The organism is Streptomyces sp. NPDC058576 (genome assembly GCF_042718715.1).
GTDB lineage: Bacteria > Actinomycetota > Actinomycetes > Streptomycetales > Streptomycetaceae > Streptomyces.
Genome location: NZ_JBHXPF010000029.1, coordinates 71,202 through 93,253 on the forward strand (window position 1 = coordinate 71,202; position 22,052 = coordinate 93,253).

The following is a 22,052-nucleotide window of genomic DNA, read 5'->3' on the forward strand; positions in this document are numbered from 1 at the left end:
CGGTGAGGTCCGGCCGGGCGGCGTCAGCGCGGGCGTGGGGCCGCCCGGGCCCCGGGTCAGCCGACCGGCTGAGCCGGCCTCTCCCCGTCCGAGGACGGGCGCTCGAACTGCGTGCGGTACAGCTCCTCGTACCTTCCGCCGGCCGCCAGCAGTTCGGTGTGCGTGCCGTTCTCGACGACCCGGCCCGCCTCCACGACCAGGATCCGGTCGGCCGCCCGTACGGTCGAGAGCCGGTGCGCGATCACCAGGGCGGTCCGGCCCGTCAGTGCTTCGGCCAGCGCCTCCTGGACGGCCGCCTCCGAGGTGGAGTCGAGGTGCGCGGTCGCCTCGTCGAGGATCACCACCCGCTGACGGGCCAGCAGCAGCCGGGCGATGGTGAGGCGCTGGCGCTCCCCGCCGGAGAGCCGGTAGCCGCGCTCCCCGACCACGGTGTCCAGCCCGTCCGGCAGCGAGGCGATCAGACCGTCGAGCCGGGAGCGGCGCAGGGCGTCCCAGATCTCGTCCTCGGAGGCGTCGGGCCTGGCCAGCAGCAGGTTGGCCCGCACCGACTCGTGGAAGAGGTGCCCGTCCTGGGTGACCATGCCGAGCGTGTCCCGGATCGAGTCGGCGCTGAGATCGCGTACATCGACACCGTTCAGCCGCACGGATCCGGCGTCCGCGTCGTACAGCCGGGGCAGCAGCTGCGCGATCGTCGACTTGCCCGCCCCGGAGGAGCCCACCAGGGCGATCATCTGGCCCGGTTCGGCGCGGAAGGACACCTCGTGCAGGACCGGTGTGCCGCCCCGGTCGTCGAGTGTGGCGACCTCCTCCAGCGAGGCGAGGGAGACCTTCTCGGCGGTGGGGTAGCCGAAGGACACCGCGTCGAACTCCACGGAGACCGGGCCCTCGGGGACCGGGCGGGCGTCCGGCTTCTGCTCGATCAGCGGTTTCAGGTCCAGGATCTCGAAGACCCGCTCGAAGCTGACGAGCGCGCTCATCACCTCGACCCGCGCCCCGGCGAGGGCGGTGAGCGGGGCGTAGAGCCGGGTCAGCAGCAGTGCCAGCGCCACCACGGCCCCCGGCTCCAGGCTGCCGCGCAGGGCGTAGAAGCCGCCGAGCCCGTAGACCAGAGCCAGTGCCAGGGCGGAGACCAGGGTGAGGGCGGTGATGAACGCCGACTGCGCCATCGCCGTACGGACACCGATGTCGCGCACCCGGTCGGCGCGGGCGGCGAACTCGGCCGACTCGTCCGACGGGCGCCCGAAGAGCTTGACGAGCGTCGCGCCGGGGGCGGAGAACCGCTCGGTCATCTGGGTGCCCATCGCGGCGTTGTGGTCGGCCGCCTCCCGCTGGAGTCCCGCCATCCGGGCCCCCATCCGGCGGGCGGGCACGACGAACACCGGCAGCAGCACCAGCGAGAGCAGCGTGATCTGCCAGGAGATCGTGAGCATCACGACGAGCGTCAGCAGCAGCGTGACGAGGTTGGAGACGACGCCGGAGAGCGTATTGCTGAACGCCCGCTGCGCGCCGATCACGTCGTTGTTGAGCCGGCTGACCAGGGCGCCGGTCCGGGTCCGGGTGAAGAAGGCCACCGGCATCTTCTGCACATGGTCGAAGACGGCGGTGCGCAGGTCCAGGATCAGGCTCTCGCCCAGGGTCGACGACAGCCAGCGGGTGAGCAGGCCGAGGCCGGCCTCGACGACGGCGATCAGCGCGATGAGCAGGGCGAGCCGGGTGACGGCACCGGTGTCCTCACCGTTCACGATCGCGTCGACGACCCGCCCGGCCAACAGCGGGGTGGCCACCGCGAGCAGCGCGGTCACCACGCTCAGCAGCAGGAACCGATAGATCCGCCGCCGGTGCGGCCGGGCGAAGAGCACGATGCGGTGCAAGGACGCCCGGGAGAAGGGCCGGCGGTCCTTCTGGGCGTTCATCGCGCTGTGCAGCGAATGCCACGCGGTGACTTCCATGTCCATGGGGCGCTCCGAAATCTGATGGCCCCCGGATCGCCCGACGGCCTGCGGATCCCGTCGGCCGTGCGGCCCCGGGTTCACTCGGAACGCTAAGACCTGAAGTTTGGTCGAGGTCAAGTCGGTGGGCGTGCGCGTCGCGGGGGTGCGAGCCTGGCCGGGACGGTCCGGACGAGCGGATGAGGGAGAAGCGGCGTGCGTATCGATCTGACGGGCAGGAACGCGGTGGTGACCGGGTCCTCGCAGGGCATCGGCCTCGCCATCGCCACCGGACTGGCCGGGGCGGGCGCCGGGGTCGTCCTGACCGGCCGGACCCGGCAACGGCTGGAGGAGGCGGCACAGTCGCTGCGTACCGCGGTGCCGGACGCCTCCGTGGCCACCGTGGCCTGCGACCTGACCACCGAGGAAGGCGCCGAGTCGCTGTACGCGGCCGTGCCCGCCGCCGACGTCCTCGTCAACAACCTCGGCATCTTCGGATCCCGGCCGCCGCTGGAGATTACCGACGCGGAGTGGCGGACCTACTTCGACACGAACGTGCTCAGCGCCGTGCGCCTCATCCGCCACTACCTCCCCGGGATGAGCGGACAGGGCTGGGGCCGGGTGCTGAACATCGCCAGCGACTCCGCGCTCGTGATCCCCGCCGAGATGATCCACTACGGCATGTCCAAGACCGCGCTGCTCGCCGTCTCCCGGGGCTTCGCCAAGGAGGCCGCCGGCACCGGAGTGACGGTGAACTCCGTGATCGCCGGCCCCACGCACACCGGCGGCGTGGAGGACTTCGTGTACGAGCTGGTCGACCGGAAGCTCCCGTGGGACGAGGCGCAGCGCGAGTTCATGCGGCTGCACCGCCCGCAGTCCCTGATCCAGCGGCTCATCGAGCCCGAGGAGATCGCCAACCTCGTCGTCTACCTCAGCTCGGCGCAGGCCTCGGCGACAACGGGCGCGGCCGTGCGCGTCGACGGCGGTTACGTGGACTCGATCGTGCCCTGAGCGCGGCGGCATCGGCGATCGCGCGACCGGTCGGAGCGGTCCTGCGGGGCTGGCATGATCGAGGGATGAACGAGAGCATCATCGCCGCGTGTGACGGGGCGTCGAAGGGAAATCCGGGACCGGCCGCCTGGGCGTGGGTGGCCGCCGACGCGCAGGGGAATCCGGTGCGCTGGGAGGCCGGTCCGCTCGGCACCGCGACGAACAACGTCGCCGAGCTCACCGCCCTGGCGGAGCTGCTGGAGTCCACCGATCCGGCGGTGCGGGTCGAGGTGCGGATGGACTCGCAGTACGCCATGAACGCCGTGACCAAGTGGCTGCCGGGCTGGAAGCGCAACGGCTGGAAGACCTCCGGCGGCAAGCCCGTCGCCAACCGCGAGCTGGTCACCCGCATCGATGCCCTGCTCGCCGACCGCTCGGTGACGTTCCGCTATGTGCCCGCCCATCAGGTGAACGGTGACCCGCTCAACGCGCTCGCCGACCAGGCCGCCAGCGAGGCGGCGGTCACCCAGCTGCCGGCCGGTACGGCGCACGGCGCCACGGCTCTGCCGGTGCCCGCGCCCGCGCGGTCCACGAAGGGGCGTACGGAGGCGTCCGGGGCGTCGGACGGCGCGAAGGGGCGGAGCGCCCAGGGCGCGTCCCGGAGCGGCCGGTCCACCGGCACGATCAAGGCGCGCTTCGCGGGCCGGTGCCACTGCGGAAAGCCGTACGCGGCCAAGGAGCCGATCGCGAAGAACCCGAACGGCTGGGGTCACCCGGAGTGCCGTACGGCCCCCGCCTGATCGGGCGGGGAGATCACGGGGCACGGGGAACGTCTCAGAGATCGGCCCAGACGAGCCGGCCCGCCAACGCCGCGCGGGTGCCCCAGCGGGCCGCCAGCGCGTCGACGAGCAGGAGACCCCGGCCGTCCTCGGTGAGGCGGTCGAGCGCGTCGTCGCCTTCGAGGTCGGCCGCCGCGGGGGCCTGGCCGACGGGAAGGCCGGCCGTGTCGGCGGGGGACGCCGGGGCCGGGATCCGGGTCCGGCCCCGGTTCCACACGCAGATGCGCACACCGTCCGCGGAGCGCAGGAGCCGACATCGGATCCGCCGGGTGCTGGTGTGCTGCACCGCGTTGGTGACCAGCTCGGTCACTATGAGAGCCGCCGCCTCGATCCGTTCGGCCGGTTCGCCCCAGGCCCGCATGGCCTCCTGGACCCGGTGCCGCGCCTCCGGGACGCCCCCGGGCAATCGGGGAACCCACCAGCTGTGTGCACCTCGGGCACCTCGGACACCTCCATCATCGGGGGCACGCTCCGCGCAACTGACTATTTCCGACATGTATGCACTCTCGACGCAAAACGCATACTTTGCAACCGACAGAGTGTGTAAAGCTCCGCCCCGGGGCTCGACGAAGAAGGTATGCGCATGCGAGCCCGGTCCGGTCCCACCGTGGAACACCGCGTTCTCGCGGTCCGCCTCCGCATGCTGCGGGAACGCGCGGGCGTCAGCCTGCGGGCCGCGGCCGAGGCCCTGGACGCGCACCCCGCCACCGTCCGGCGCATCGAACGCGCGGAGACCGGACTCGACGCCCGCCAGGTCGGCGAACTGCTGCGCTGCTACGGCGTGCCCCCCACCGTGGCCGAGCCCATCATGGCCGGGCTCTCGGCCGCGAACCTGCCCGGCTGGTGGCACCGGTGGCGGGACGCGATGGAGAGCTGGCAGCAGGAGGTCATCGGCGTGGAGTCCTCCGCGAGCCTCGTACGGACCTGGCACCCGGCGCTGGTCCCCGAGCTGCTGCGCACCCCCGCGTACGCCGCCGCGCTCCACCGCACGCAGTACCCCGACGACAGCCCCGCCCGCCGGGAACGCCGGGTCGAGCTGCTGCGGGAGCGCCGCCGCCGCATGCGCGAGCGCGGGGCCGCCCTGTGGGCCCTGTTCCCGGCCGCGGCCCTCCACACGCGGGTCGGCGGCCGGGAGACCATGGCGGAGCAGCGGGCCGCCCTGGTCGAGGCGATGAAGGAGCAGCACGTCACCGTTCAGGTGGTGCCGATGGACCACCCGCCGCACCCCCTGACCGGCGTACCGCCCCTGCACATCCTCCGGGTGCCCGCACCCGAGATCGGGGACCAGGCGGTGCTGGAGACCCCCGGCGTGCGGGTCGACCTCATCGAGGATCCCGATGCCGTGATGGCCCACCGCATCCGGCTGGACGCCGCGTGCGCGGCCGCACCCGGCCCCGGGACCCCGCTGCCGGGGTGATCCGGCCGCCGCCGGGATGCGGCGGGGCCCGGCCCCGCACAGCGTGGGGGAGTGGTGCAGCTGCGCAAGGCCAAGTGGATCCCGCTGGGGGTCATCGTGCTGGGCGTCGTGCTGGACCTGGTGACCCCGTCGGACGTCACCTCCGCGCCCCTGCTGATAGCGGCCCCGGTCGCCGCCGCGCCGCTGCTCGGGCTGCGCGGCATCATCGCCGTCGGCGTGCTCGCCATGGCCGCCCACGCGGCCCTCGCCTGGCACGACGGCACCTTCGGCTGGCAGCGGGGCGTCGCCAACCAGCTCACCCTTCTGGCCGTAACCGTGCTGGCCGTCCTCATCAACCGTTCCCTGGAGGGCCGGGACGCCCGGACCCGGCGCGCCCGCCACATCGCCGCCGTGGCCCAGAGCGCCGTCCTGCCCAGGCCTCCCTCGCGCCTCGGGGAGCTCAGGATCGCCGCCCGCTACGTGCCCGCCGAGAACGAGGCCATGATCGGCGGCGACCTCTACGTCGTCCAGGAGACTCCGCACGGGGTGCGCGCGATGGTCGGGGACGTCCGCGGGAAGGGCCTGGGCGCGGTCCGCGCGGTCTGTGCGGACCTGGGGGCCTTCCGGTACGCGGCGGACGAGGCGGAGGACCTGCCCGGTCTGGCCGCCGCGCTGGAGCGGGCCCTCCAGCGCGAGGGCGGCCGGCGCGGCGGCCAGGAGCAGGAGGAGGGGTTCACCACCGCGCTGATCGTCGAGTTCGCCGAGGGCCTGGACACCGTACGGGTGGTCAACCGGGGACACCCGCCGCCGGTGCTGCTGGACGCCGAGGGGCGGGCCACCGTCCTGGAACCGTCCGAGGAGGCGCCCCCGCTCGGAATGAGCGGGCTGGGCACCTGGTCGTGCCCGGTCGACACGTTCCCGTTTCCGCCCGGCGCCACCCTCATCTGCTACACGGACGGGGTCACGGAGGCGCGCGACGAGTCCGGGGTCTTCTACGACGCGTCCGTCCGGCTGCCCTTCCTCGTCCACCACCGCGCGCTGATCGGTGACCCGGCCTCCCCGGCGCAGATCCTCCACCTCCTGATCGAGGACGTCGGGCACCACACCGGCGGCCGCGTCCAGGACGATCAGGCCCTCCTCGCCCTGCACCGACCGGTGGGCGCCCGGCAGCGACCCCTCGACACCGACCGGTAGGCGCGGTCAGGCCGTGCGGCACAGGGCGTGGTCGATCAGGTCGCGCAGTGCGTCTTCCTGACGGGCCGACGTCCGCGGATCCGCGGAGCGGCTGTGCGCGGAGACGGTGATGGCACGCCGGCCGTCCACGCTCGTCGCTGCCCGGATGACGTATCCGAAGCCGCTTCCGCCATGTCCGAGGTAGCCTCCGCCGCAGGACAGAGGGGTGAAGAACAGGCCCGGGCCGTCCCGGGTGCCTTCCGGGTGACCGCTGTCCGGCGGCACCGGCACGGTGGTCCGCAGGGCGGCGAGCTCGGCGGGCTTCAGCAGCCGGCCGCCCGCCAGCGCCGCGAAGAAGCGGTTGAGGTCGCGGGCTGTGCCGGTCATCGAACCGTCTGCCCCGCTGTCGAAGGGACGGTAGGGGATCGTGGTGTCGACCATCGGCCCGTCCGGGACGAACTGCTGGTAGTTGGCCGGGTGCGGATGGGGGAGGAAGGGCCGGATGCCGGGGGTGTCGGTGTGCCGCAGGCCGAGCGGGCGCAGGACGCGGTCCTCGACCTGCTGTTCCCAGGTGCGGCCGGTGACCTTCTCGATGATCATTCCGGCGAGCACGTAGTTCGTGTTGGAGTACTCCCAGCCGGCGCCCGCCGGGAAGGCGGGTGCGTGGCGCATGGCCAGGTCCACCAGCTCCTCGGGCCGGTAGGCACGCCACCGGTCGGCGAAGTAGGTGCGGGCGCCGGGGTCGGGGAAGACGTCGTGGATGTAGTCGGACAGGCCGCTGGTGTGCCGCAGCAGGTCGCGGATCGTGATGGTCCGGCCGTCGTTTCCGGCACCGGACACGACCCCGGGCAGCACCTGCTCCACGCTCTGGTCGAGGGAGAGCCGTCCCTCGCCCACCAGTTGCAGCACGACGGTGGCGACGAACGTCTTGGTGGTGCTGCCCAGACGCAGGAAGCCGTCCTTCGGAACCGGGCGGCCGGTGGTGAGGTCCCCCACCCCGGAGCGGGCCGTGACCGTCCCGCGCGGGGTCTCCAGGCGAACCGTCACCCCGGTGATCCCGGTGTCCCGCAGGGCGTCGGCGTCACGCTGCACGGACCACGCCGCCCCTAAGGGGCGGGGCGCGGCCGAAGCCGCGGCGGACGGCAGAGACGAGACGGCCAGGGCGAGTACCGCGGCTGATAACCACGCGCGAGGAAAGATCATGACGCGAGACTAGGAACGGCGAGGGCCGCCGGCCATCCGGTGCACGCCCCGCTGTGAACGGGGGCCAGCAGGATGGACAGCGCGCCGGGCGCCTGGCACAACCCCCGTAGCGGCCGCTACGCACTCCGGCGTCCGGACCTGTCCGCCCGATACGTGTTTGAGGCGTCGTTCGTCGGTCATCCGCAGGGAAGACACGTACGGCAACCGACTTACGACGTAACGACATCGGGAGTGAGCAGAGTTGAGCAGCATGGAGAACTGGCGCCTGCACGCCGCCTGTCGCGAGGAGGACCCGGACCTGTTCTTCCCCATCGGGAGCACGGGCCCCGCCGTCGTCCAGACCGAGGAGGCCAAGGCCGTCTGCCGGACCTGCCCCGTACAGGCCGCCTGCCTGGAATGGGCTCTGGAGAACGGCCAGGACTCCGGCATCTGGGGCGGCCTGTCCGAGAACGAGCGACGTGCCCTGAAGCGCCGCAGCCGCAGGCGGGCGGAGGCTCGCGGACGCGGCACTGCCTGACCCGCACCGCCGTCGCGTTCCGCCGCCCGCAGCGGTGACACCGCCCGGCACAGGTTCGTGATCCGGGAACGAGTGGGTACACGATGAGCCATGGACACCACCGTTTGGCTCGTTCTCGGCGCCGTGGCCGCGCTGATCATGCTGGCCCTGGCCGTCGTGCTGCTGGTGCGCGTCTTCAGGGCCAGGAAGCTGTTGGTCGACGCCGGAATCCCGCTGCGCAGCAAGGCGCTCGTCTGGGCGTCCGTCATCTACACCGTGTCACCGGTCGACCTGCTGCCCGACCCCGTCTACCTCGACGACATCGGCTTCCTGCTGGTCGCCCTGCGCTCCCTGCACTCGGCCGCGGCGGCAGCCGGGGTGCGTACGGGCCCGGGGGCGCGGGCGCGGACCCCGGTGGAGAGCCGGCCCGACGCCGTGCGCTGACACACGACGTCCGGTCCTGTCCCCTCCCGGCCCGTCAGCCGAAGGCGGGAGCGCCCGGCGGGGCCGTCCCCGGTCCGGGGTCCTGCGGTTCCGGTGAGTCCGGGGCGGGCGGCTGCGGGGCCGACTGCGAGTCCGGCGACCCCGGCGGGTCCTCCGGCGCGGGCTCGGTCGCCGGGTCCTCGGTCCCCGGATCGTCGGGCGGCGGCTCCGGGGTCGCCGGGTCGTCCGGCGCGGGTTCGGAGGTCACCGGATCATCGCCGGGCCGTGTCGCCGGGTCCTCCGGAGAGGACTCCGACGGGGTGGCACCGGACGACGAGGGGCAGGGGTCCGATCCGGGCGGGCAGGGCGACTCCGAAGTGTTCTTCGGCGGATCCGTCTTCTTGTCGCCGTCACCCGTGTCGCCGGCCGGCCGCTTGAACCAGTCGCCGTTCTCCGGATCGACCATCACGAACTCTTTCACCGGCTTCGCCGACGGCTCCACGACGACCACGTCGGAGGCCCGGTAGCCCGGCCACGCCTTGCCCCGCTGTTGCGGGTCCTCCTGGGCGACGGGCGGCAGCAGCGGGTTCCCGCACGCACATCGCACCCGCGGCACGCCCCGGTCGTCGACGAGGACAGCCGTACCCGCCTGGAGCACGGCCTGATAGGCGTTGGCCTCGCCGTCCCGGTAGCCGTGGTTGGTGACCCGGGTGTCCACGCGCAGCGTCACGGGGGTGAGGCCCCGCAGATAGCCGGGGACGGCGGAGGGTTCGACGTCCTGAACCGAGGCGAACGCCCGGTTCTTGTCCGGGGCCGCCCGCAACACCTTGATCTGCTGCTCCACATCGCAGCTCGCCACCTCGCGGGTGCCTCCGTACAGACCCGGTGCCGCGCCGTCCACGCCCCGGGTCACCTGAGCGCCGGTCTTCGACGCGCTCGGTGCGACGGAGGGGCTGGCGGTCCCGGGCTCGGGGGCGCTGTCGTCGGCCGTGGACTCCGTGAACGGATCCTGACCGGATTCGCCCGCGGACTGGAGGAAGACCTCGCCGCCCGCCTTCGAGCCGCCCTCGGGCCGGGTCAGCACGACCACCAGGACCACCGCCGCGACCAAGGCCGTCGCGATCGCCGCGATCCGGGGCACCGAACGCCACCAGGGGCGGTCGGGGCGAGGTCCGGGGGCGGCGCCCGAGCCGCCGCCCGGACCGCCGGGACCACCGCCGGAGCCGCCCGCATCGCCCCCGTCACCCGAACCGCCCGAACCACCGGGGCCGTTCGGTCCGCCGTGGTCGCCGCCGCTGGGCGGTCCGGGCGGCGGTCCGGACACGGTGGGAGGAGGCGGGGTGGGTTCGTTCTGCGAGGGGCCCGAGAGCGGGCCGGACGGCGGTCCTGTGGGGCGGCCGGATGGCGGCGGTTGGACACTCACGGGCTCTGCTCCCCGATGTCGGTACCCGCCCCGGAGATCCCTGCCCCGGTCCCGTTTCCGTACCAGGACCATGAGCCGACAATCCAGGGCATTTCGCCCCATTGTGTGTCTCGCCCCGGCGGTCCCCGCAAGCGGAGGGACGTCCCGGTTCCTCGGGGAGCGAACCGTCCGGACCCTGCTTAGCGTGGGGTCGTGAACGTCCGGGCGAACAACGACGAGAACAGCGCACGCGCCCCGCACGGCTGGCGCGACGCGCTCCTGGCGGTCCTCACCGGCGTGCTGGCCATGGTGGCGACCGCGGCGCTCGGCCTGTGGGCCGCCGGCGCCGCGGGGCTGCCCGGCGGGGCCTTCCCGGCCGTCGTCGCCGCGGTGGTGGTGATGGCGGCGGGCGGCTCGGTCGGGCTCTCCGGGGACGCCGGTTCCCTCGTGGGGACGCAGGCCGACCTCTCGGTCCTGCCGCTCTCGGTGACCCTGGTGGGCGCACTCCTGGTCGCCCGGGGCTTCCTCCGGCCGCTGCACCACCGGGCCGTCGCCGGGGGCCGCGAACTGGCCGGCTGGGCGGGCCGCGTCGCCGCCCTGTGGATCGTCGCGTTGATCGTGCTCGCGCTGATCGCCCGGCACACCTTCACCCTCTCGGCCGAGGACCTCACCGGCAGCGGAGCCGGGGACCTCCTCGGCGAGGACCCGAAGGTCGGATTCCGGGCGGAGATCCCCCTCACCCTCGTCTTCGGGCTGCTGTGGCTGGCCGGGGTCCTCGTGCTCGCCCTGCTCGTCTCGCGCCGCGCGCCGCTCCCGGCCCGGCTGCTGCGTTTCCAGGAAGCGGTGCGCCCGGCGGCGTTCGCCATGGTGGTGCTGCTTCTGGCGTGCGTCGCGCTCGGCGTCGTCGCCGGAATCATCGTGATGATCACGCGCGGGCACCCCGCCGAAACCGCCGCCGTGCTCCTGCTCGGACTGCCCAACCTGGTCTGGCTCGCGCTCACCCTCGGCCTCGGCGCGTCCTGGGAGGGCAAGGTCGAAGGCCCCTTCGGGCTGCCCATGCCCCAGGTGCTCGACACCGTCCTGCGCACCCCGGACCTCTCCACCCTGAATCTGAGCACCCTCGCCGAACAGGACGGGCGCGTCCGCTGGCTCGTGGTCGTCGTCGCCGTGCTGGTGCTCGCCGCCGCGTTCGTCATGGCGGCCCGGTCGCCCGCCCGGACACGCCTGTGGCAGCACGCGGTCCACATGGCGGTGGCGCTCGCCCTGACCGTGCTGTTCATCTGCCTCACCGCCCGGATCTCCGCTCACTACGGGCTGTCGCTCCTGGGCCTCGGGGACCTGGGCGGCGGACTCGGCGGGGAGGTGTCGCTGCGCCCGAAGCTGTGGACGGCGCTCGGCCTCGCGCTGCTGTGGGGCCTGGTCACCGGCTTCCTCGGCGGTCTCGCGGCCACGCGGGTACACCGGCGCGGCGAGGTCGTGGAGCCGGGGCCCGATGCCTGAACCGCCCTTACCGGCGCTCGGACCGGCCTGGGGGAGGCCCGCCGTCAGCTCAGCCGGTCCCCGGGAACACCGGCGCGGCCCAGCGCGGGGGCCGGGGCGGCGGTTCGGGGGCGGCCGACCAGGAACCGGCCGGTGCGTCCACCCGGGTCGGCGGATGCTCGCCGGGTCCGATGCCCGCAGCCGCGGCCCGCAGCGCGGCGACGAACCGCAGGCAGGTCTCGTAACGGTCTTCCGGGGACTTGGCGAGCGCCTTCGCCAGTACGCCGTCGACCGCGGCGGGCAGCGCGGGCCGCAGCCCGCTCGGCGGGGCGGGCGGATCGTACTGATGGGCCCACAACAGCGCCATGTCGTCATCCCGCTGGAAGGGCGGCGCCCCGGTCAGGGTCTCCTGGACGACGCAGGCGAGGCTGTACACGTCGCACCGCCCGTCCACGGGCCGCCCGGAGATCTGTTCCGGTGCCACGTAGTCGAGGGTCCCGACGAACTGGCCGACCGTGGTGAACCCGGTCAGCGACAGCGACTTCTTCGTCAGCCCGAAGTCCGTGAGGTACACGTGCTCCGGATGGTCGCTGTCGGTGCCCGCCGCCACCAGGATGTTGCCGGGCTTCACATCCCGGTGCACCAGGTCGTGGTCATGGGCCGCGTCGAGCGCGGACGCCACCTGTGCGGCGATCCGGACGGCGGCCGTCAGGTCCAGCGGCCCGCGCCGGTCGATCAGGACGCGCAGATCCGCGCCCGCGACGAACCGCATGGCGATGTAGAGCAGCCCCTCCGTCTCGCCCGCCTCGAACACCGGCACGATGTGGGGGTGGTCGATCGCGGCCGCCACCCGCGACTCGTGCGTGAACCGCTGCCGGAAGGTGTCGTTGCGGGCCAGCTCGGGCGCGAGGAGCTTCAGCGCGACGATCCGGTCCAGCCGCAGGTCCTTGGCGCGGTAGACGACCGCCATCCCTCCTCGGCCGATCTCGGCCTCCACGAGATAGCTCGCGATCCGCTTGCCGACGAGATCGTCCTCCCGCCCGGTCGGCAGCCCGGCGTCGTGCGACGGAGGAGGAGGCGGCGCCATCGCCCGTCACCGCCCCGTATCGCCCGACGCCCCGCCACCGGGCGGTTCGTCGGGTCCGGCGACGGTGATCGCCCGGGTGGGTCCGGGGCCGTCGGGAGTGATGACGCGGGTGGGTTCGGCTTCGTCGGGGGTGACGACGCGGGTCGGTTCGGGGCCGTCCGGGGTGATGACGCGGGTGGGCTCGGGGCCTTCGGGCGGTGCGACGGGCCTGGAGTCCGCTGCCTCAGGGGACACCACACGCGTCGGTTCCGGGCCGTCGGGAGGCGCGACGCGGGTGGGTTCGGCTTCGTCCGGGGTGATGACGCGGGTCGGTTCGGGGCCGTCGGGAGGCGCGATGGGGGTGGGCTCCGGTGCGTCGGGAGTGACCACACGGGTCGGTTCGGGGCCGTCCGGGGTGACGACGCGGGTGGGCTCGGGTGCCTCGGGAGTGACCACACGGGTCGGCTCCGGTTCCTTGCCGGCCGTGACCCGAGGAGCCTCCGGCGCAGGGGCACCCGGTGCCTCCGACGCCGCCCCGGATGCCCGTCCTGTCGCCGCCAGGCTTTCCGGTCCCTGGCTCGCCGCCCCCGGGCCCGCCTCCGCCGCGTACGTGCTCAGCCGGGTCCCGTCGCAGAAGACCCACCGCTCGTGCTCGGCGTCGTACAGCCACACCGACTCCCCGTCCACCACCATCCCCACCCGCAGTCCCCGCGTCCGCTGCCGGAAACCCTCCCCGTCGCTGCGGCCCTCGGCCAGGTCCTGGGCCGCCCGGCGGTACCGGCTCAGCGACTCCTCCGCCCTGCCCAGCAGCGGTCGCGGGTCCGCCGTGCGCGCGAGCGGCGCCCCGGCGGCGGGAGGCGTCTGCGGTACGGAGACGAGAAGGCGGCCGTCGACCCAGGCCGACCAGCCGTTGGAACAGGCGACGTACGCCCAGTCCCCGCGCCGGTCCCGCAACTCCACCGGCAGCAGGGCGTCCAGCGGATCGGTGGGCCGGGCGACGTCAGGAGACTCCCACGCCGCCAGCCCGTCCGGCGGGACGACGTGCGTGGGGCGGAATTCCGGGGTCGGGGTCGCCATGGAACCACCTCACTTCCGCATGACCGCGGGCTCGTGCCGCCTCAGCAGTTTCGCGACCACGTAGGCGAAGACGAGCGAGAGGACGACCATCATGCCCATGTTGAGCAGCCAGACCCCCGCCGAGTGCCCGAAGAGCGGATCGGAGGTGAGATCGCCCGGCACGATCCGCGCCAGATCGATCGTTCCCGCCATCGCGCCGAGCGCCCACCGCGACGGCACCAGCCAGGACAGCTGCTCCACGCCAGGGACACCGCTCAGTTTGAGCAGCGCGCCGCAGAAGACGACCTGGACGATGGCGAGGAGGACGAGCAGCGGCATCGTCACCTCCTCCTTGCGCACCAGCGCGGAGACCAGGAGGCCGAGCATCATCGCGGTGAAGGACAGCAGCGCCACGGCCAGCGTGATCTCCACGAGTGGAGACAGGAACACCCCTTCGCCGCCCGGTGCGTTGAGATCGACGCCCACCAGTCCCACCAGGGTCAGCACCACGGCCTGGAGGACGGTGATGGTTCCGAGCACCACGATCTTGGACATCAGGTACGCGGATCTGGACAGCCCGACGGCTCTCTCCCGCTGGTAGATCACCCGTTCCTTGACCAACTCCCGTACCGCGTTGGCCGCCCCGGTCAGCACGCCGCCCACGCACAGGATCAGCAGGGCGTTCATCGCCGTTTCCTGGGTGAGCCGGCTCCCGGCCAGGGCGCGGGCCATCGCTCCCATGACGAAGGGCAGCGCGATCATGATGATCAGGAACGTCCGGTCCGCGCTCAGCGCGGAGGCGTACCGGCGCACCAGGGTGGTGAGTTGCGCACCCCAGTTACGGGTCCTGGGCGGTGGCGCGACCAGTGTTCCGGGCGCGGCCGGCGGCAGATGGGGCTGGGCCGTGGCGTTGTCGATGTACCGGCGGCGGAAGGGCGAGCCGGCGTAGGTGGCGGCCCAGTCGCGGGCGCGGTCGTTCTCGAACGCCTCGAACGCCTCCGGCCACTCCTCGAAACCGAAGAAGGCGAGGGCGTCCTCCGGGGGGCCGTAATAGGCGATGCGGCCTCCGGGCGCGAGGACGAGCAGCCGGTCGCAGACCTCCAGGCTCAGCACGCTGTGCGTCACCACGATGACGGTGCGGCCGTCGTCGGCCAGTCCGCGCAGCATGTGCATGACGGACCGGTCCATGCCGGGGTCCAGTCCCGAGGTCGGCTCGTCCAGGAAGAGGAGCGAAGGCTTCGTCAGCAGCTCCAGGGCCACGCTCACCCGCTTGCGCTGACCGCCCGAGAGCGAGTGGATCGGCTGGTCGGCGCGCTGTTCGAGGCCGAGTTCCTGGATCACCTCGGCGACCCGGGCCTGCCGCTCCGCCTTCGCGGTGTCCTGCGGAAAGCGGAGCTCGGCGGCGTAACCGAGGGCTTTCCTGACGGTCAGCTGCGCGTGCAGGATGTCGTCCTGCGGTACGAGGCCGATGCGCTGGCGCAGCTCGGCGAAGTCCCGGTAGAGGTCACGGCCGTCGTAGAGCACCGTGCCGCTGTCGGCCGGGCGCTGGCCGGTGAGCGCGTTGAGCAGGGTGGACTTCCCCGCGCCGCTCGGTCCCACCACGCCGAGCAGGCACTTCTCGCCGACGGGGAAGGAGACCTTGTCCAGCAGGGTCTTGCCGCCCTTGCCCGCCCGGCCGACCGTCACCTCCAGATCCTGGACGTCGAGCGAGACCTCGCCGGTGTCCACGAACTCCTGGAGGGAGTCGCCGACCAGACAGAACGCGGAGTGGCCGATGCCGACGATGTCGCCGGGGCCGACGAGACCGCGGGCGACCGGCTGACCGTTGAGGAAGGTGCCGTTGTGGCTGCCGAGGTCGACGATCTCGTGCCCGCCGTCGGGCAGGGCCCGGAGTTCGGCGTGGTGGCGCGAGACCACGAGGTCGTCGATGACGAGATCGTTGGTGGCGTCGCGGCCGATGCGGACGGTCTTCGTCGGCAGGGGCCGGACCGTGGTCGGCTGCCGGAACGTACCGGTCGCCGCGGGCATCGACACGGCCGACGGGCGCTCCGCGGAGGGAGCGGCGGCGGGCGCGGGAGGCTCCCGGCCCAGCAGGACGGCGCGCGGTCCGTCGCTCGGATTGCCGAAGCGGATCTCGCTGCCCGCGCCGATGTCCGAGGCGTGGATGCGCCGGCCCGCGGTGTACGTGCCGTTGGTGCTGTCCTCGTCCTCGATGGTCCAGTGACCGGCCTCGGGATGCAGGATCGCGTGGTGCCAGGAGACCCGGCTGTCGTCGATGACGATGTCGCTCTCGGGGTCGCGCCCGACATGGTAGTCCCGGCTCGGACTCATCACCGTGGAGCCCAGATCGGTCTCCAGAACGAGTTCGGGCGCAGTCGGCGTCGCAGGCCGCTCTCCCATGCCTGAATTCTACCGATACGTAACGATCGGCGCCCGCCGTCGCGCGCTGCCCCGCTCGTCGGGCGTCTTCCCTGCCGGTGAGGGCGTCGAGGCTTTCGGCTTCCCGCCCTCAGCGCGGCACGGTGGCCAGGATGACCTTCCCGCCGCCTGCCGCGTCGCGGACCCGTACCTCCTGGGCCAGTCGCTGGACCATGGGCCAGCCGAAGCCGCCGGTCCGGCCCGTCAGATCGGGCGTCCGGTCCTGCGGGTGCGCCGGGCTCGGGTCGGTGACCCGGACGTGGACGCCCCTGCGGTCGGCGGTCAGCCACAGTGCGGTGACGGCCCCCGCGTGGAGGACGGCATTGGTGACCAGCTCCGACACGAGGAGCAGAAGATTCTGGACCGTGTGCGAGGTCGGCGCGGGATGCAGCCGCGCGACGAAGGTGCTGACGGCATCCCGCGCGTCGGCGGCCTTCTCCGGCCGGCAGACGAAATCGGTACGGGTCTCGCCATCCGGTGAAAACGTCATCAGAATACGGTCGTTCATGGCTTCCACCCCGTCGCGTGAGCTTTCCGGCTGCAGTTCACGTACCCGCGAATCGGTACTTCATGGAAATCGGCAGCGGAAAGCGCGCGCAGTACGCCGAACGGCTCAGCTCCCGTCTCCGCCCCCCCGCGCCCTCCTCCGTCAGGTCCTCTCCTCGACGAGGTGCCGCCGTGCGTCGACGTTCTCATGTGTCGGGCGGCCCGCGTGGGGCGGCTCGCGTCGAGGCGGCCCTGCGTGGGGTGGAGATTTTCTATCGTTGAAAATTCTGCGTGCACGACCGTTGTGCAGTGTTTGGTGTTGTGGCTCAATGTTCGACTATGTGCAGTGCCTCACAGGTTCGAGGCACCCCCGGCTCTTCGACGAGGACGACGCCTTGAGACGACAACACCCGCGCCCCCGTGCCCTGTTCAGGGCCCTGACCTGCGCTGCGGCGCTGCTCATACCGGTCGGTGCCACCCTGGTCCCGACGGCGGCCGCCGCACCCGCCGCACCTGCCGTACCGGTCGAAGCGACCACGAAGGCCTTCACGGCCGACGACCCGGTCACCGATGTCCACGGGCTGAAGGGCGAGTACTTCAGCATGTCCGCCCCGGGCGCCCGTGACTTCGCCGAGCTCGGCGCCACGACCCTGGATCCGGACATCAACTTCCCCGGTCTCACGGGTACGTTCGAGTCGGCGACCGGCAAGACCGAGCACACGACGGCCCGTTGGACGGGGCAGCTCGAAGCCCCCGAGACCGGGGAGTACACCTTCTCCGCCATCGGCGACAACGGCTTCCGGCTCTTCCTCGACGGAAACGTTGTCATCGACCACTGGGAGCCGGACTGGGACAAGGAACAGCGCAGCGCTCCGATCACCCTGAAGGCGGGGGAGAAGCACGACTTCAAGCTGGAGATGTTCCAGGACATCGGCGGCGCCAGCATGTTCCTTCGCTGGGAGAGCGACGAACTCGAGAAGCAGATCGTCCCCGAGTCCGCGTTCACCCCGCCCGCCGACTTCGAGGTCTACCCGGTCGCGCTGAGCGTCGCGCCGAACGGCAAGCGCCTCCAGGCCACCTTCCGGGACCGCGTCTCGGACTACCGGAAGGTGAAGGAGCACCTCAAGATCGAGGTGGACACCTCCCCGATGCCGGTGAAGTCGGTCAACCGGGCCTCGAACAACCCGAAAGCACTGGTCATCGACCTTGCCGCACCGGTCCAGAAGGGCCAGCGCGTCAAGGTCGTCTACGACGGCAAGGGCGGTCTGACATCGGGGACCGAGACCGTCCCGGAGATCGGCCGCACCGCGAAGAACCTCTCCACGCACCGCCTCACCACCACCTGGGGCGACAAGCTGGACAAGAACAACCCGCTGCCCGAGTACCCCCGGCCGCAGCAGGTCCGCGACCAGTGGAAGAACCTCAACGGCCCGTGGGAGTTCGCAGGGGCCACCGAGGGCGAGCAGCCGGTCTTCGGCAAGAAGCTCGACGAGAAGATCGTCGTGCCGTTCCCGGTCGAGTCCCAGCTCTCCGGCCTGGAGCGCGACGAGGACCACATGTTCTACCGCAGGCTCGTCACCGTGCCGAAGAACTGGTCGATCGGCAAGGGCGCGTCCGCCAAGGACAAGCGGCTGAAGCTCAACTTCGACGCCGTCGACTACCGCTCCACCGTCTGGGTCAACGGCACCAAGGTCGCCGAACACACCGGCGGCTACACCGGGTTCAGCGCTGACATCACCGACGCGCTGAAGGGCGGCGGACCTCAGGAGATCGTCGTCGCGGTCACCGACAAGACCGGTCCCAACCAGCCCAAGGGCAAGCAGTCCACCAACCCCGGCGGCATCGTCTACACCCCGACCTCCGGCATCTGGCAGACCGTCTGGATGGAGCCGGTCGCCCCCGCCGCCATCGACTCCCTGACCACCACCCCGGACATCGACACCGGCCGCCTCGCGGTCACCGTCAACTCCGCGAAGGCGTCAGCGGACGCCCGTATCACCGCCGTCGCCCGCGACCGCAAGGGCAAGGTCGTCGGCACGGTCACCGGCCCGGCCAACCGCAAGCTCAGCCTGCCGGTCAAGAACCAGCACCTGTGGTCCCCCGACGACCCCTACCTGTACGACCTCGACGTCTCCCTCGCCGACGGCCGCTCCAAGGACAGCGTCGAAAGCTACTTCGGCATGCGCCAGCTGAAGGTCGACAAGGTGGGCGGCTACCAGAAGCTCGTCCTCAACGGAAAGCCGTTCTTCTCCCTCGCCATGCTCGACCAGGGCTTCTGGCCCGACGGGCTGTACACCCAGCCCAGCGACGCGGCCCTCACCTTCGACCTGAAGGCCCAGAAGGACCTCGGCTTCAACGCCGTACGCAAGCACATCAAGGTGGAGTCGCCGCGCTGGTACTACCACGCCGACCGGCTCGGACTGCTGGTGTGGCAGGACTTCGTCAACGCCGACATCGACAACGACGCCGGCAAGAACGCCTTCCTCACCCAGGGCAAGGAGTTGATGAAGCAGTTCCACAACTACCCCTCGATCAGCGGCTGGATCGTCTTCAACGAGGGCTGGGGCGAGTGGGACCGGACCGAGACCGGAAAGATCGCCGAGGACGTCAAGGCGCTCGACCCGTCCCGCGTGGTCAACGCGCACAGCGGGGTCAACTGCTGCGCTTCCAAGGGTGACTCCGGCAAGGGCGAGATCATCGACCACCACGACTACGTGAACAACGACCCGGCCTTTCCGGACGAGCATCGCGCCGCGATGGACGGCGAGCACGGCGGCTTCACGCTCCGGACCCCCGGGCACATGTGGCCGGGCGCCCCCGCCAACATCTACAGCGGGGTCGCGGACAAGGCCGCCCTCACCGCGAAGTACGTCGACAACACCCGTACGTACTACCTCGCGGCCGCCGGCGCCGAACTGTCCGGCTCGGTCTACACCCAGGTGAGCGACCTGGAGAACGAGCTCAACGGGCTCTGGACGTACGACCGCCGAGAGATCAAGGTCGACCCGAAGAAGGTCCGGGAGATCAACCGTCAGGTCATCGCCGCCGGGGCGAACGCCGGTGAGCGCGACGAGCTGAAGGGCGGCGGCTCCTGGTCGCTCGACGAGAACACGGGCACGACCGCCCGCGACAGCGGCCCCAACAAGGCCCACCTCGCCCTGGCGGGCGGCACGTCCTGGGCCCCGGGCGTCACGGGCTCGGCGCTGAAGTTCAACGGCGAGGGGCAGTACGCCGAGAGCCCCGGCACCGTCGTGGACACCACCAAGGACTACGCGGTCTCCGCGTGGGCCTCGCTCGACGCCGTGCCCGGCAACTTCGCCACCGTCGTCAGTCAGGACGGCCGGCGCACCGAGAACCCCTTCTACCTCCAGTACGGACAGGGCGCGTTCGCCTTCTCCACCCCGGGCGGCAAGCGCGCCCGCCTGGAGATCACTCCGGAGACCGGGAAGTGGTACCACCTGGTCGGCGTCCGCAAGGGTGACGAGATCACGCTGTACGTCGACGGGAAGCCCGCCGCCACCACCGAGGCCGGGCCGGCCGACGTCAGCACCGGCCCGCTCTCCATCGGGCGGGCTCGCTACGACGGCGCCAGGACCGACTTCTGGCACGGCTCCGTCGATCAGGTCGAGGTGTACGACAAGGCCCTGACCGCCGAGGAGGTGTCCGCACTCCACGGCCGTCAGAAGCCGTAACCCGCAAGGACGGAGGATCCCTTCCCGGCGCGCCCGAAATCCCCTGGGCGCGCCGGGAGGAAGCGGACCCGCCCGCGGCGCGAATGGTTCTCCAACCCGCGGACCATTCGCTTCTGTTGCCGTCATTCCCGAGACGTAGAGAGGTGGGGCCCCGGGAGGGATACGCAGACGTGCACAGGTCCGACAAGATCCTCCTGTCCGAACATGCGACCGGAAGGATCGATATCGTGCGCAGACGACGTCTCGCGCCCCTGGTGGCCGTGAGTGTCACGGCGACGCTGGCCCCGGCGCTCGCCGCCTCGACGGCCACCGCGGCCCCGGCTGCCGCCCCCTCGGCCGGGACCCCCTCGGCCGTCTCCTTGCCCGCAGCCAAGAGCGTGCTCGACCGGTACGCGAAGCAGAAGCCCACGTGGAAGCGGTGTGACGCCGACACCTCGGCGGCCTACCAGTGCGCCACCGTCAAGGTGCCGCTGGACTACCGGAAGCCCGGAGGCAAGCGGATCGACCTGGCGATATCCCGGATCAGGACCGCCGAGCCCGGCAAACGGCGCGGCATCCTGCTCTCCAACCCCGGCGGCCCCGGCGGGGAGGGGCTGTGGATGCCGCTGATGATGAAGGAGGAGCTGCCCAAGTCCGTGCTCAAGAGCTACGACCTGGTCGGCCTCGACCCGCGCGGTGTCGGCCGCTCCAGCCCGGTCTCCTGCAACCTCACGCCGGAGCAGGAGGACTGGCTGCGGCCCTACAAGGCGGAGACGTATCCCAAGGACGTCGCCTGGGCGCGCACGGTGGCGGACAAGTGCCGGAAGAAGATGGGAGACCGGCTCCCGCACATCACGACCCGCAACACCGCGCGTGACATGGATCTGGTGCGGGCGATCCTCCGCGAGAAGAAGATCTCCTACTTCGGCTACTCCTACGGCACCTACCTGGGGGCCGTCTACGCCCAGCTCTTCCCGGCCCGGGCCGACCGGTTCGTGCTGGACAGCGCGGTCGACCCGCGGCGCGCATGGCGCGGGATGATCCAGTGGTGGGCCGAGGGCGCGGAACCCGCGTTCGACCGGTGGACCGAGTGGGCCGCCGCGCGCTCGAAGACGTACGGCCTCGGCGACACCCCGAAGAAGGTCGACCGGACCTTCTGGGATCTCGTCGCGCGGGCCGACGAGGACCCGATCGAGGTGGACGGAGAGCCCACGGACGGCGACGACATCCGCGACGGGATGCGCGCGTTGGCCTTCACCCCGCAGTCCGCCTCCGAGGCGGTCGTGGAACTGAAGAAGGCCGCGGCGGGCAAGCCCGCCTCCGCGAAGAAGCTCGCCCGGATCACCGAAGGCGGCGGTTCCGGGACGCCCGAGTGGGCCGGAAAGGCCGCGCTCGCCGCCGAGACCCCCGCGGACAACGGGACGGCCAGCTTCTGGGCCGTGGTGTGCGGCGACAACTCGGCCGCCTGGTCGCGCGACCCGGAGACCTACCGCCGGGACGCCATCGAGGACAAGGGCCGCTACCCGCTGTACGGGGACTTCGCGTCCAGCATCAAGCCCTGTGCGTTCTGGGGGAAGTCCGCCGAGCCGGCGACCGTGGTCAAGAACAGGGTCGGCTCCCTGGTCGTCCAGAACGAGTGGGACGCGCAGACCCCGCTGCCCAGTGGCCAGGCCCTGCACGCCCAGCTGAAGGGCTCGAAGATGGTCACCGTCCTCGGCGGCGAGGGCCACGGTGTCTACCCGAGCGGCAACGCCTGCACGGACGGCGCGGTCAACCGCTACCTGGCCACCGGCAAGCTGCCCGCGAAGGACGTGACCTGCAAGGCGACCGCCGCGTCGAACGCGCAGGCACGCCAGAACCAGAAGCCGGACGTGCTCCCCGGGTCCCCGGTCCCGGAACGCGCCCCGAACCGCTTCTGACCCGCTGAGCCCGCCCGTACGACCCCCGGTCGGCCACGTCGGCGAAAGCCTCGGCGGAACCCTCGGCAAAGGGGCCCGGCGGCGGTGGAGAGAACCCTCTCCGCCGC

The 22,052-nt window shown here is 72.0% G+C and carries 17 protein-coding genes; 9 read left to right on the top strand and 8 right to left on the bottom strand.

Annotated features, from left to right (window positions below; translation table 11 throughout):
• Positions 1 to 56: 56 nt before the first annotated feature.
• Entirely contained in the window at positions 57 to 1,955 is a 1,899-nt protein-coding gene (locus ACFWRV_RS21175; RefSeq protein ID WP_384336751.1) for an ABC transporter ATP-binding protein, read from the bottom strand.
• 189 nt (positions 1,956 to 2,144) lie between these two features.
• Here ACFWRV_RS21175 and ACFWRV_RS21180 point away from each other — a divergent pair, with 189 nt between their 5' ends.
• The gene (locus ACFWRV_RS21180) at positions 2,145 to 2,939 is read left to right on the top strand and encodes an SDR family NAD(P)-dependent oxidoreductase (protein ID WP_384336753.1); all 795 of its coding nucleotides are present in this window, start codon (positions 2,145 to 2,147) and stop codon (positions 2,937 to 2,939) included.
• Positions 2,940 to 3,004: 65 nt separating this feature from the next.
• A complete protein-coding gene (locus ACFWRV_RS21185; RefSeq protein WP_384336755.1) occupies positions 3,005 to 3,718 on the top strand; it encodes a ribonuclease H in 714 nt (237 codons plus the stop codon).
• Between the two features lie 34 nt (positions 3,719 to 3,752).
• Here ACFWRV_RS21185 and ACFWRV_RS21190 read toward each other — a convergent pair whose 3' ends face one another.
• A complete protein-coding gene (locus ACFWRV_RS21190) occupies positions 3,753 to 4,118 on the bottom strand; it encodes an ATP-binding protein (protein WP_384336793.1) in 366 nt (121 codons plus the stop codon).
• Between the two features lie 222 nt (positions 4,119 to 4,340).
• Between ACFWRV_RS21190 and ACFWRV_RS21195 the strand changes: the two genes are divergently transcribed.
• Both ACFWRV_RS21195 and ACFWRV_RS21200 read left to right on the top strand, forming a co-directional pair.
• Complete coding sequence (locus ACFWRV_RS21195) at positions 4,341 to 5,174, top strand: Scr1 family TA system antitoxin-like transcriptional regulator (protein ID WP_384336757.1); 834 nt, start codon at positions 4,341 to 4,343, stop codon at positions 5,172 to 5,174.
• Between the two features lie 51 nt (positions 5,175 to 5,225).
• Entirely contained in the window at positions 5,226 to 6,347 is a 1,122-nt protein-coding gene (locus ACFWRV_RS21200) for a PP2C family protein-serine/threonine phosphatase (RefSeq protein WP_384336759.1), read from the top strand.
• A 6-nt stretch (positions 6,348 to 6,353) separates the two neighbouring features.
• Here the strand turns inward: ACFWRV_RS21200 and ACFWRV_RS21205 are convergent, their stop codons facing one another.
• Positions 6,354 to 7,418 (bottom strand): serine hydrolase domain-containing protein, encoded by a 1,065-nt coding sequence (locus ACFWRV_RS21205; protein ID WP_384336761.1) that lies wholly within the window; start codon positions 7,416 to 7,418, stop codon positions 6,354 to 6,356.
• 361 nt (positions 7,419 to 7,779) lie between these two features.
• Between ACFWRV_RS21205 and ACFWRV_RS21210 the strand changes: the two genes are divergently transcribed.
• Positions 7,780 to 8,046, top strand: a complete 267-nt coding sequence (locus ACFWRV_RS21210) for a WhiB family transcriptional regulator (protein ID WP_384336763.1) — start codon at positions 7,780 to 7,782, stop codon at positions 8,044 to 8,046.
• Between the two features lie 90 nt (positions 8,047 to 8,136).
• Positions 8,137 to 8,469: a YkvA family protein gene (locus ACFWRV_RS21215; protein WP_384336765.1), complete on the top strand. Its 333-nt coding sequence runs from the start codon at positions 8,137 to 8,139 to the stop codon at positions 8,467 to 8,469.
• A gap of 34 nt (positions 8,470 to 8,503) precedes the next feature.
• Here ACFWRV_RS21215 and ACFWRV_RS21220 read toward each other — a convergent pair whose 3' ends face one another.
• The gene (locus ACFWRV_RS21220; protein WP_384336767.1) at positions 8,504 to 9,871 is read right to left on the bottom strand and encodes a DUF6777 domain-containing protein; all 1,368 of its coding nucleotides are present in this window, start codon (positions 9,869 to 9,871) and stop codon (positions 8,504 to 8,506) included.
• A gap of 192 nt (positions 9,872 to 10,063) precedes the next feature.
• Here ACFWRV_RS21220 and ACFWRV_RS21225 point away from each other — a divergent pair, with 192 nt between their 5' ends.
• Complete coding sequence (locus ACFWRV_RS21225; protein WP_384336769.1) at positions 10,064 to 11,350, top strand: streptophobe family protein; 1,287 nt, start codon at positions 10,064 to 10,066, stop codon at positions 11,348 to 11,350.
• 49 nt (positions 11,351 to 11,399) lie between these two features.
• Here ACFWRV_RS21225 and ACFWRV_RS21230 read toward each other — a convergent pair whose 3' ends face one another.
• The 4 genes from ACFWRV_RS21230 to ACFWRV_RS21245 all read right to left on the bottom strand — a co-directional run bounded on the left by ACFWRV_RS21230 (position 11,400) and on the right by ACFWRV_RS21245 (position 16,377).
• Positions 11,400 to 12,416, bottom strand: a complete 1,017-nt coding sequence (locus ACFWRV_RS21230) for a serine/threonine-protein kinase (protein WP_384336771.1) — start codon at positions 12,414 to 12,416, stop codon at positions 11,400 to 11,402.
• Positions 12,417 to 12,422: 6 nt separating this feature from the next.
• On the bottom strand, positions 12,423 to 13,472 hold the full coding sequence (locus ACFWRV_RS21235) for a hypothetical protein (RefSeq protein ID WP_384336773.1): 1,050 nt from the start codon (positions 13,470 to 13,472) through the stop codon (positions 12,423 to 12,425).
• A 9-nt stretch (positions 13,473 to 13,481) separates the two neighbouring features.
• Positions 13,482 to 15,851 (bottom strand): FHA domain-containing protein, encoded by a 2,370-nt coding sequence (locus ACFWRV_RS21240; protein WP_384336775.1) that lies wholly within the window; start codon positions 15,849 to 15,851, stop codon positions 13,482 to 13,484.
• A 109-nt stretch (positions 15,852 to 15,960) separates the two neighbouring features.
• Positions 15,961 to 16,377, bottom strand: a complete 417-nt coding sequence (locus ACFWRV_RS21245) for an ATP-binding protein (protein ID WP_384336777.1) — start codon at positions 16,375 to 16,377, stop codon at positions 15,961 to 15,963.
• A gap of 307 nt (positions 16,378 to 16,684) precedes the next feature.
• Between ACFWRV_RS21245 and ACFWRV_RS21250 the strand changes: the two genes are divergently transcribed.
• Positions 16,685 to 20,047, top strand: coding sequence for a LamG-like jellyroll fold domain-containing protein (locus ACFWRV_RS21250; protein WP_384336779.1), 3,363 nt, complete (start codon positions 16,685 to 16,687; stop codon positions 20,045 to 20,047).
• 227 nt (positions 20,048 to 20,274) lie between these two features.
• Positions 20,275 to 21,945 (top strand): alpha/beta hydrolase, encoded by a 1,671-nt coding sequence (locus tag ACFWRV_RS21255; RefSeq protein ID WP_384336781.1) that lies wholly within the window; start codon positions 20,275 to 20,277, stop codon positions 21,943 to 21,945.
• Positions 21,946 to 22,052: the final 107 nt, after the last annotated feature.